General features: G+C 57.6%; 7 protein-coding genes and 1 riboswitch. Of the genes, 5 read left to right on the top strand and 2 right to left on the bottom strand.

Annotated elements, in window-relative coordinates:
• Positions 1–81: 81 nt before the first annotated feature.
• Positions 82–1,914: a CocE/NonD family hydrolase gene (locus HIJ39_RS18725; RefSeq protein WP_169102431.1), complete on the top strand. Its 1,833-nt coding sequence runs from the start codon at positions 82–84 to the stop codon at positions 1,912–1,914.
• Between the two features lie 619 nt (positions 1,915–2,533).
• Here HIJ39_RS18725 and HIJ39_RS18720 read toward each other — a convergent pair.
• Entirely contained in the window at positions 2,534–3,493 is a 960-nt protein-coding gene (locus HIJ39_RS18720) for a 3D domain-containing protein (RefSeq protein WP_243239813.1), read from the bottom strand.
• A 10-nt stretch (positions 3,494–3,503) separates the two neighbouring features.
• Positions 3,504–3,639: riboswitch (cyclic di-AMP (ydaO/yuaA leader) on the bottom strand.
• A 376-nt stretch (positions 3,640–4,015) separates the two neighbouring features.
• On the opposite strand from HIJ39_RS18720, the gene HIJ39_RS24965 reads away from it, so the two are divergent.
• Both HIJ39_RS24965 and metG read left to right on the top strand, forming a co-directional pair.
• Positions 4,016–5,962 carry a YCF48-related protein gene (locus tag HIJ39_RS24965; RefSeq protein WP_169102430.1) on the top strand — a complete coding sequence of 649 codons (1,947 nt, stop codon included), beginning with the start codon at positions 4,016–4,018 and terminating at the stop codon, positions 5,960–5,962.
• A gap of 263 nt (positions 5,963–6,225) precedes the next feature.
• Positions 6,226–7,881 carry a methionine--tRNA ligase gene (metG, locus tag HIJ39_RS18710; protein ID WP_169102429.1) on the top strand — a complete coding sequence of 552 codons (1,656 nt, stop codon included), beginning with the start codon at positions 6,226–6,228 and terminating at the stop codon, positions 7,879–7,881.
• A 439-nt stretch (positions 7,882–8,320) separates the two neighbouring features.
• Here the strand turns inward: metG and HIJ39_RS18705 are convergent, their stop codons facing one another.
• Complete coding sequence (locus HIJ39_RS18705; protein WP_243239812.1) at positions 8,321–8,923, bottom strand: DUF1062 domain-containing protein; 603 nt, start codon at positions 8,921–8,923, stop codon at positions 8,321–8,323.
• Between the two features lie 581 nt (positions 8,924–9,504).
• Between HIJ39_RS18705 and HIJ39_RS18700 the strand changes: the two genes are divergently transcribed.
• Both HIJ39_RS18700 and HIJ39_RS18695 read left to right on the top strand, forming a co-directional pair.
• Complete coding sequence (locus HIJ39_RS18700; RefSeq protein WP_169102427.1) at positions 9,505–9,792, top strand: DUF6199 family natural product biosynthesis protein; 288 nt, start codon at positions 9,505–9,507, stop codon at positions 9,790–9,792.
• An 838-nt stretch (positions 9,793–10,630) separates the two neighbouring features.
• Positions 10,631–11,392, top strand: a complete 762-nt coding sequence (locus HIJ39_RS18695) for a hypothetical protein (protein ID WP_169102426.1) — start codon at positions 10,631–10,633, stop codon at positions 11,390–11,392.
• Positions 11,393–11,434 lie beyond the last annotated feature (42 nt).

The raw sequence follows: 11,434 nt of genomic DNA, 5'->3' as shown, positions 1-11,434 counted from the left end.
CCGCTTGCCGCTACGCGGCAAGCCCCAAGACCTTGGTCTTAGGCTAGTAGGCTAATTCTTTTTATACGAGGAGGTTGTCCCGTGGCACATCCACTTCATGTGACCATTGAAAAGAACATTATGGTTTCCATGCGCGACGGCGTTCGACTAGCAACCGATGTCTACCGTTCCGGAAACCAGACTGGCAAGGTTCCCGCAATTTTACTTCGAACGCCCTACGATAAAGGGGCAGCCGAGCGCTCGGCTATGGCAATGCGCTGGGCCGATGCCGGCTATGCCTGCGTTGTGCAGGATTGCCGCGGCCGGTTTTTGTCTGACGGGGTGTTCAAGCTGGGCCAGAACGAGGCGGAAGACGGATTCGACACGGTCGAGTGGATTGCTGCGCAGCCGTGGTGTACGGGCAAAGTAGGCACCATCGGCACCTCCTACATGGCCTGGGTACAAAGCGCCTTGGCGACGCTGAATCCCCCGCATTTGGCTTGCATGTGGGTTCACGAAGGAATTGCCAATCCGTACAAAGAGTCACTTCGGCAGGGGGGGGCGTTCGAACTGCGCTGGATGGGATGGGCCCTTTATGGAGCTCAGACCGATCCCCACCTAACCGATGAGCAGCGGCAAACCTTGCAGACGGTGGATCTCCGCGATTGGCTTCGACCACGGCTGCCGCTTGCGGGCGAAAGCCCCCTCGCGATGGCCCCGAATATGGAGGAGTGGTACTTGGAGTACCTAACTCAGGGCGTCGAAGGGGGGCCTCTGGACTATCGCGGGATTAACATCGAGGGTCACTATGCCGAACATGCGGATGTGCCTAGCGTGTATTCGGGCGGATGGTATGATTCCTATACGCGGGCGACCATTCGAAATTGGGCCGCGCTAAGCCAAACGAAACACAGCCCACCACACCTGGTCATGGGTCCATGGACGCATGGGTCCAACGAGCCAGGTCTTACCTATGCGGGAAATGTCGATTTTGGTTCGGACGCTGCCATCGATTATTTTGAGTTGCGGCGTCAGTGGTTCGACTATTGGTTGAAAGGGAAAGGCGACGACCCGTTGCCTCGTGTCCGCTACTTTCTCATGGGTGGGGGAATCGGTTCAGTCAACGAAGCGGGGCGTCTTGACCACGGTGGTGCGTGGAGGGCCGCCGAAATGTGGCCTCCCTCGGAGGCGGCGCCGCAAACATTGTATGGGCAATTGGACGGAAGCTTACGGGAGAAAGCCGAAGAGCGTGTTGGGGTACTAGGGTTCATCTCGGACCCGGACCACCCGGTGCCGACCATTGGAGGAAACATTTCCTTTTTGAAGTACCTGCGTCCGCGCGCGAGGGAGTTCGAAGCGCTTGTGCCGGTGCTCGACCGGTTGGAATTCGTGAGTCCCATCGGCGGGCAGGACCAAACCACCTATCCCGGTTTATTCGGGGCCGAGCCGCCATACGGACCCTTAAACTTGCGTCGGGATGTCGTGTCGTTTGTGAGCGAACCGCTGAGGGAGGATCTAACCATCGTTGGGCCCATATCCGTGGATATCACGGTGTCGGCGGACACGCGGGATTTTGATATTACCGCCAAGCTAGTCGATTGGTATCCGCCGACGAGCCAATGGCCGGCGGGATTTGCTCTGAATATTACCGACGGGATCCTTAGGATGCGGTTTCGTGATGGCTTCGACCGTGAAGCTGTCTATAGTCCGGGCACGCCTACTACGATAACAGTGGAGTGCTATCCGACGGCTAACCGGTTCGTCAGGGGCCACCGGGTGCGACTTGACATCGCAGGTAGCAACTTTCCGCGATTTGACGTCAACCCTAACACGGGGTCCCGGTTGGGGGACATGCAGAGAAGTGTAATCGCCCATCCTGTCATCCACCTCGGCCCGGACACGCCCGTGAGATTAAACGTGATGGTCATTCCCTAGGCCGCTTAAATGCTTTACTCTGGTGACCTAAGTTTTTCACGCAGATCTGGGCCCCCATCGGCAGAGCCGGTAAGGATGCGATCGTAAAATTTTTCCCCGGTCCCTCCTGCGCCGATGGTTCGGAAATCGGAGCCTATTTGGGCATGAGCGGACTTCATTAAGAGCCTGTAGCGTTTTCTCGAGACCCTTCCTGTGAAGGCCCTGTGATGGTTAGTCGGTGCTTCCGCGGGGAACACGTGGAGTGCGTCTCTTCTGAGGCGCCAACACACATAGGTGCTGTTGGAGGCAAGGAACGGGCGGCGTCCCATTGTGCGGTCTGGGTCGCTGAATCCAATTTTATTATCGCAGACGCAACCAAAATTACTTGGGATAGGGTAGTGCCCTGGGAGTTAGTCAACATGAATTTACCATAATTCTGGCCGCACCAACAGAGGGAGGCGTTCGGTCGGACCAGCCTGCTCCTTGCGCGGCCTAGATCTACTCCGCGCCTCGGAAAAGCGACCATGGTCATCTTAAGCTAGGATGAGATTCGTCCTTTTGTCGATTAGACAAGCCTCACTATGGTCGCACGCAAAAAAGCGCTGGATGGCATGACACCATCCAGCGTGCCGGGATTTATTTAGTTGCCAAGCTCATAGACGGTGACCTGTTGTACGCCGAAGTCGTTGATGACGTTCTCGCTGGCGTTGATGAAGAGGTCTACGCGGTCGCCTTTGATGGCGCCGCCGGTGTCCATTGCTTGACCCAGGAACCCGCCGGCTGGCAGGTAATTGTCGTGGTAGCCGGTCACGTACAAGACGGTGTGCAAAGGAATGACATTCGGATCAACGGCAATCATGCCGTTTTTCAGCGGTTGGCCAAAGGCATCCGTCGGCCCATATGGATAGTTGTCCGCCAGGGTCGGGCCATATGCGGTTGCGACCATGTGGAAGGCTTTCAATACCGGCCGCCCATCAATGGTTTTAACCGATGGGGTAAATGCGCCCTGCAGTCCGGCCGATGGACTGGACAGCGAAGGCTCCGAAACCGGACTCAGATTGGCCGGGTTGGGAAAATGGGCGGGCAGAACGTTCGCGGAATAGCTGCCGCCGATGCTGGACCCATTGGCCGCACTCGTCGTGGAGTTCCCCGATCCGGCGTTCGAAGTCTGAGAGCTCGCGTTGGAAGTTTGTGAACCGCTGTTGGACGGTTGTACTTCAGTGTTGGTCGGAACGCTAAGTCCATGGTAGCCGAGACTCGCCGCAACCTCTCGGACCAGCGCGGGCGTAATCGGCCCTGTGGTGGCATAACCGTGGTCGACAAGGTAGGTTTTCGCCAGTGCTTCCGTGGGCGCTCCCCAGATATTGCCCACCATCGTTAAGGCTTGTTGGATGGTCGGCAGATTCGGAGAGTGCTTTGACGCCATGATGGAGGCGTGAACACGGCGGGTTGTGTTGTGGTCCCAATGTTTCACATGACAACGATGGGACGCGTATGCATGTACTTGGGTGGGTGCCGTGGCGGCCATGGCGGAACCACCCGCGGCCACGAGGCCGAGGACGGTCGCGGTCACCGCGGCGTGTTTCAGTGACAATATCAAAGAGATTCTCCTCTCGTCGTTGAAGTGCCTCCGGAGTTAGCTGACGGGTTAGGGCCTGGAGAGGGACGGCCCCGCGCAGATTGCGCCTCACCCCAATTGCTGGGTCCCCCGGTTGTCACAGCATGACAATTCGGCTCGCTCATATTAGACAACGTTCAGAATCCTGTCAGATCGGCCTATCCAAGGCCCTTGGCGATTAAGGGAGACGAGCCCTCCCATGCGCGGCAAGGTTGCCCGATCCGCATAATCCGAGGCCTGTCCCAGTTTTTCGCTGCGCCGGGAACGTTTGGAAGGGTGGTCAAGAAGGCTAGCGAGAGGTTTCGAGCTTAGATTGATGTGCGCCGTACGGTAGGTATCCAGCTAGCACCGCTATGGGATTGGCGAATGGAAAGCTATGTGGCTATCGAAAAGCGAATCAATCGCAGACTTTTTTCTCGAGTCGCTGGGTCCAATTCATAGCGCGTAACCTGCTCTTCGATGCACGCGTTCTATGGATAACATGGGACGCGAGGAGCGAGATGGGTGAAAAAAGCGGGAATAGCAATCGGACTTCTCGGCGTGGCGCTGTTGTTGAGTGCCTGCGGCGCAAAAACAACCATTTCTAAACCTTCAAGGGCGAAGACCACCATCAACGCAAGTGCGGCGTTCAGCAGCACCAAAGCCATTCAGCCCCGAACCACAATCCAAGGCCCGGTGATCTCATCGCCGACATCCGCTTCTGCCGAACTTCCTGATGCCATCGACCCACTGTCCAGCCAGCGAGTCTTCGCCCTGGCCGAGACCGGGATGGTCTCGCGTGTGCTGGAAACCACCAACGGGGGCCAATCGTGGAGCATTCGCGGGACGATCCCGTCGGCCAGTGCGCTATTGGACTTCGCGACTCCGACGGTTGGATATGCCTGGGACGGAACATCGCTATGGTCGACCACGAATGGTGGTCAGCACTGGACGGCATTGAATGCCAGCGGCCTCGAGGACCTCGCGTTTAGCAGCGCCTCGACCGGGATGGCAATTGAAAATGGCACGGTGGTGCAAACTCATGACCAAGGACACCAATGGTCTGTCGTCCTCAAGGCGGCTAATACGAAATTTGACGATGTGTCTCTGGTCAACGGACAGGTGGCCTATGCATCAGGCGTCACACCGCAAGGTCCCGCCCTCTATCGCACCACCGACGCCGGACAAAATTGGACCGAAATCCTGTCGGGAATTCATGACAATACAATCGCCCAAGCCTATCAGTCCTATTTGACAGCCCTTAAGACTCCAGCGCCACCATCCTTCAACACCGGAGCCAATGTCACGTTCACCAGTGTCAACGACGGCTGGCTTGTGGCCTTTGACGGCAGTCAGCTCTCAACGGCCGTGTTTCACACGACCAATGGGGGAGCGTCTTGGAGCTACGGCTGGGGCAATGGGGGTTGCGCCATGGGCTGCAATGCGGCGGGTATGGGACTGTACCCGGCCGCCTTTGTCGGCCGCAATACGGTGTGGCGGTATGATCAACAACACTTTGACGTATCGACCAATGGAGGCAGCACCTGGACCAAGAGTGCCACTCTCCCAATTAACGTGGGTGCCAACGAGGCGATTCGCCAAACCGCATTTGTGTCGAGCCAAATTGGCTGGTGGGTTGGTCCCGCCGGCATCTATGCTACCCAGGACGGCGGTATCCATTGGACCCGCCAATGGCCGATGGAGCCCCAGCGCGCCCTGTCGGTGGCGTTCACCAAAGATGGCTATGGTTGGTTGGTCTCGCCTGACTCGCCCTCAAAGCTTTGGATCACCACCAATGGTGGATGGAACTGGCACCAGGCCCCCGGGTCTTTTGGGACCATCTCCGGGGTGGAGCTGTGGGGACCGGGGCGGGGCGTCCTGGTGGAACTGCAGGGTCCCAGTTGGATGACCAGCGACGGAGGAGCGACATGGACCCAGGTGCCCCTTCCCAAGAAGTTCATGAGCGGCACGACCCAGGCTTACAACTTGCAATATCTGAACCCTGAAGATGGGCACCTCACCACGGTGGGCGGACAGCTTTGGGCCACCCATGACGGCGGGGGGCAGTGGACAATGATAAAACAGGGACCGTCCGGGCCGTTTTTTGTGGACTTCGTCACACCCGAGATCGGCTGGTCGCTGGAAGGTCCGGTCTCCGGGCCCAAGACTCAATGGCAACTGAGATTGACCGAAACCCAAGACGGCGGCAAAACCTGGCATCCCGTCGGTACCGTGACCCAACACGGCGAGACCACCATCTCCTTCGTAACTGCCCATGCCGGGTGGATCATCGACGGGAATCGGCTCTTGCACACCACGGACGGTGGCCGCCATTGGGCGGCCGTGAACATGGCGGGGGTGAACCCCATGGCGGTGACTCAAACCGGCCAGGCTGTCTACGTTACCACGGGCAACGAGGGCGTCCTCAAGAGCATCGACGGCGGCAACCACTGGATCACCATCGTGCCATAGTTCCGATCCTTGCCCAACACAAGTCTGTCGGGTGCCATTGAATCGGCTCAACGCGTGTGATACGCTAAGTGAAATTCCGCAGGAAAGGACGTGAGCACCCATGGCGATGCGCATGATGATGCGATACATGGACATGTCACGGGTTTGCTCACGGTTCTGGGTCGGACTGCGATCGCTTTAGCCTGATCCCTCAACGACGCGCCGTGGGACAACATCCCGTGGCGCGTTTTTGTTTTCCCATTGTTACCTTAAGGAGGACCCCGGTGTCCAAATACTTGATCACCAGCGCTTTGCCCTATATCAATGGCGTGAAACATCTTGGAAACTTGGCAGGCTCATTGCTGCCGGCGGACGTCTACGCCCGCTTCTTGCGTCAAGAAGGCGAGGAGGTTCTCTTTATTTGTGCCACCGACGAGCATGGTACGCCCGCGGAATTGTCGGCACGGGAGGCCAATTTTGCCGTTGAGGAATACTGCGATGCGATGTACCACACACAGACGTCGATCTATGCCCAATTTGGGTTGTCTTTCGATCATTTTGGTCGTACGTCGTCCCATCAAAATCAGGCCTTGACGCAGCACTTCTATCACCAGCTGGCCGCCCATGGCTACTTGGTCGAGCGGCCCGTTCGGCAGATTTACTCCAGGGCAGATGGTCGCTTCCTGCCCGATCGTTATGTTGTCGGGACCTGTCCCCACTGCGGGTACACGGCAGCACGCGGGGATCAATGCGAGAGTTGTACCGCCGTGTTGGATCCCACTGACCTGGTGGAACCCCGATCAGCGATTTCGGGCAGCACGGCCTTGGAAGTCCGGGTTACCAACCATCTCTTTCTTCGATTGGATGCCTTAAGTGGACCTATCCGCGCCTGGGTCGAAAACCACCCCCACTGGTCGCGTCTCACCCGTTCGATTGCGCTCAAGTGGTTGGATGAAGGGCTCACCGAGCGGTGTGTGACGCGGGATCTCACCTGGGGCGTGCCTGTCCCTCGGGAAGGGTTCGAAGAGAAGGTGTTTTACGTGTGGTTCGACGCACCGATTGGCTACATCGGAGCAACCAAAGAGTGGAGTGATCAAGCCCCCAATGAGCGCGACTGGAAGGCGTGGTGGTGGGACGCGCCCGATGTGACCTATACCCAGTTCATGGCCAAAGACAATGTGCCGTTTCACACGGTATTCTTTCCGGGCATGATTTTAGGCACCCGGGAACCGTGGACCTTGGGCGCGCAAATCAAAAGCTTTAATTGGTTGACCTACTACGGCGGCAAATTTTCCACCAGCCAAAAGCGGGGCATTTTCCTTGACGACGCGCTGGAGTTGTTTCCCGCGGACTACTGGCGATATTTCCTCATGGCCAATGCCCCGGAATCAGACGATGCCAGTTTTACGTGGGAGTTGTTTTCCCATGCGGTGAACAAGGACCTCGCCGGCACCTTCGGGAACTTCGTGAATCGGACGCTGAAGCTCGCAACGTCCTACTTTGGTCTTCGGGTGCCCGAGGGTGGGGAGCCCGGAGAACCGGAACAGCGGGTCGAAGAAGAGTGTCGGCGCCTTGCTGACGAATATCGTGAGGCGGTGCAAGCTCTTCGCGAGCTGTGGTCGATCGGCAATGTCTACCTTGACCGGCGAGCGCCGTGGAATCGACTCAAAACCGACCGCGATGAGGCGGCCATGGTGTTGCGAACGGCCATTAATCTCATCAAGTATTTCGCGATGGCCGCGGAGCCCATCATTCCCTTTGCCGCGGCGGCCGTATTGGATGCCCTGCATCTGAATGGTCACGAGCGTCATGAATGGATTAAAGACGTTCATCTGGACAGCTATGGTCCCGGGCGGGAGTTCCAGGTTCCCGACCTCTTGTTTCGGCGCATCGACCAAACCGAGCTTGAAGCGCTGCAGCAACGGTTCGCCGGCCTCTGAGGGCACGTGAAGGAGCCTTTCCCGGACTGACGGAGGCGGATGTTTGAGGGTATGGCGAGACCTAATTTTCCCGCTGAAGACGCCGATAGACGTGAATCCTGAATGTAGGGCGGTGTACGTGGAAATAACCAATGCCTAGGGGGCCGAATGTGCCATGGAGTCGTCTCTTCGAGTGGTCTAAGACGCGGCCTCTCCGGTGCAGCCGGAGGCGGTGCTTGTCTTTATCCAATAGCGATGAGGGTAGAGGAGAAGGGCCCGGGGATGGCCTGAACATGAACGATTGGCCGCGCGCTTCGAAGCGAATGCTCCATAGGCATCGGCGCTCTTCGTCACGTACTGATCATTGTTAACGGAGATTGAGAAGAACAAACGCCGGAAGACCGGCGTTTGTCATGGAATCTGGTTCACCCGTCATGTCGAGCATCGGATCCGCCGGTGGTCAACTCCTCATTGCAGTTCGGACAGCGGGGCGGTCGATGGTCAGGTTCAGCCGAGACTCTCGAATCTTATGGCGGGTAATGTCCACCACCGGTTTCGTCATAATCGCCCCACTGAGTGCGAGACGATGGACCTGGGCCCGCGACACCGAGAACTGCTGTTGCAAAAACCGGTCCAGTCTCAAATCAAACCGGAAGGGAAACTCAAGCTCGATAGTCAAAACGCCCTCGTCCGCTGCCCACTCTATTGCTGGCCCCAGGACGTGGTATTCGGTGGGATATTCGATTTGGGCACCACTTTGTCTTAGCGTGGGGACGTCAAAGGCATAACCCCAGGCGAGGACCGCATCGTTTGCCTCCATCGCCCGAAGCTGGGATGGTGGGATGTCCTTGGGGCTTACGCGGGCGGCGATTTCCATGTTCCAGGTGGCCCCACAGTCAGAGCATTTGTAAATAAGCCAGATGTCCAATTTCCGCTTCTGGCCGTTTATACGGAATCGTTCGTGGCAGTAGAAAGGACGTTGCTCATCGCAATGAGCACAATGGCGGACCAATAGTGGGGTATGGGCAGGTATGACCTGCCACCGCACATGTTCGGTGGTCATAGTATATGGTCGCTCCCCAAATAGAATTAACCGGGCTCCTTAGAGCCTGGCTGGATTTGGGATATGGCGACGAGATTGTGGGGTCACATATTAGCCGTGACGCATCCCGGAATCTCGACCCAAAGCGACTTAATGGGGCATACGGCCACCTCACCTGTGTGAATAGGGCTAGTATTGCGGATTCACCCCTCGCCGTCAAGCGTCGCTTGCCTTGAAATCATCGCTCTGAAGCACCCAGCCAGTTTAGTGACAGCCTCGCGGGAAAGCGTGCAGAGGAACTCCTTGGCTTCACCGATGCGTGGTGGCGAGGCCCGTGGCTTGCGGCCGCTCGGGAGATGGTGGATGCTTACGGTGATATCGTCGGCTTCAAACGCCTTAAAATGGAGGCGGGGTGGATGGTGATGGCGGCCATCGAAGCGCTGTGTGTTGGGATGCGTGTGGAGTGCGGGTCCAAGGTTGCTGAACGAAACGCAGCGATTTGCCGTTGGTTATTGGAGCAAAGGCATTGATGGTCTCGGTGGAAGGATGCAAAGGTGTGAACCGCTTGTTGCGCGACATCGGACTCTCAGGAGTTTTCATGTGTGGCCCAAGGAACGGGGATGTCTCATGAAGCGTTATCCATTGAGCTTGGGGAGGTGGGCACCGTGCCGCACGGCCTGATGACCATTATCTTTTATGCGGTCAGGGTATTCGTGGTGTTGTGGATTGCGCTGGGGCTGGCCAACACCATAGCGCCGCGATGGATCTGGCGGATCACGGAATCATGGCGTGGGGTCCGGGAGCCGGGTCCAACGTATTTCGTCATCCGTAGAGTAACGGGGGTAGCCATGCTGGCCGTTGCGGCAGCCTTTTTGGTGCTAGGGGTATAGAATCTCGGATCAACGACCTCGACAGGCTGCTGCAACATATGTTGTACGTAGTGCTAGGCGAAACTCCGCGAATGGGCCTCTGTCAAGAGGCGGTAATCCGGTTCGTCATAGACGGCACGATGGTGACAACGGGGCTGATTGACTTGGTGGAGAAGCCCCCACGCGAGCACTCCCAACAAACCGATCAATTGCTGCCAAAACTGGCATCCAGATTATGAAAGTGCTGTCTCGGGGAAGTGCCCATCGAGCACCCGGCTTGGCACGGGACAGACCTACCCGTGAAAGACACTAAACACGACTAAGAACAGTCCCTTCTGCACCCATAAAGCCGACGAACGATGCGGCCTTTGCGGCTGAAAGACGGTGAGAAATGCCTCCACCCACCGCGACTTGTTCCATGTGGACGCAGGGCAACGGGAGGCTGTGGATTAACCGTGCTTCGGCGGCGTGGGGAGTCGACACCAGCAGGCTTTGATCGGCGAATGCGAGAGCGGTAAAGAGGGCGATACGGGTACAGGCCCGAGCCAATGCTTTCATGCGCGATTGCGGTGAATCCAGAGAAACCCCGACGCTGCGACGGCCAATACGGCGCCCCCACCCAGGGACAGGACCCCAAACGGTTACATGGCCCTTTCCGTTGAGGACAACCCGCGTCTAACTGACGGGCCACCCGTGCGTGTGAGCAGAAACATGACGATTGAGGCTGTCCTTATGGCGTAGGCTCAGCCGTCTAACCGAAACGGGGATCGGGGCGTTCGCAGGCCAAGGCAACGAATAGTCGTTCTCATACGTTGTTATGGTGTAACGGAGATTGTCGCGAAGACGAGGGGGAAGGGACTTGAGGTTCTGGGATGCGTTTGGCCATCACGTGCGGCCGTCCAACCTGGATGGGGAGTTGGCGGGATTCCGGCGAGTGGGCGGCCAAGTACTGGAGGTTTTGGACCAATTGAAAACGTCCGCAGTGCCCACCGCCCATGCGTATATTCAGGTCGCTCGGTGTCTTGAACTGTTTGCCGACCAGTTGGTGGAGCCGTATATGGCAATCGGGAGCGACGCCCCGGCACTACCGGGTTGGGTGGAGCGTCAGGCGCTTCAGATATACCGCCCAATCCCGGTTTTGGTCACCGCGGCCAAGCAGGAGGCGATCGATCCCAACGGTCCGCGTGATGTGGAGTTGCCGTGGATTTTGGGTGGGCGTGTGTTTGGCGTGGAGCGGGAGGGAACCCCAATTCTCGAGACCTATGTGGGGGCGGTAAAGGCCGTAATGGACCACGTCGAGGTTTTCCTGTCAGAGGTGGGTGATCCTAAAAAAGCTCGGCTTTATTGGGCGGAAGCCACCACCAACTACGATTCCGCACGCTATTTGATGCAGGATAACCAGGCGATGACGCTCACGAACAGGGTCGCCCTCGACGACTACTTATGGACTGCTCTGGGCTACGCCATCGGCGCAGTGCAGGAAGGGTGCAGTCCGGGCATTTTACACGACCTCGACATTGATACAATGCTTGAGTCTCGGGAAAACCCGCATCGGGGGCGAGAGAGGGGTCAGGAAAGCCTTGGTACTCCCTTGAAAAAAGATTTGTTGTACCGTATTTAGGGCCTGAACTGACGCAACTACAACACATGTAGCGGTGGTCAG

The sequence above is a fragment of the Sulfobacillus harzensis genome (assembly GCF_012933365.1).
GTDB classification, from domain to species: Bacteria; Bacillota; Sulfobacillia; order Sulfobacillales; family Sulfobacillaceae; genus Sulfobacillus_B; species Sulfobacillus_B harzensis.
Note: the sequence above shows the minus strand (reverse complement) of the source record. Positions and strands in the feature narration are given on the sequence as shown.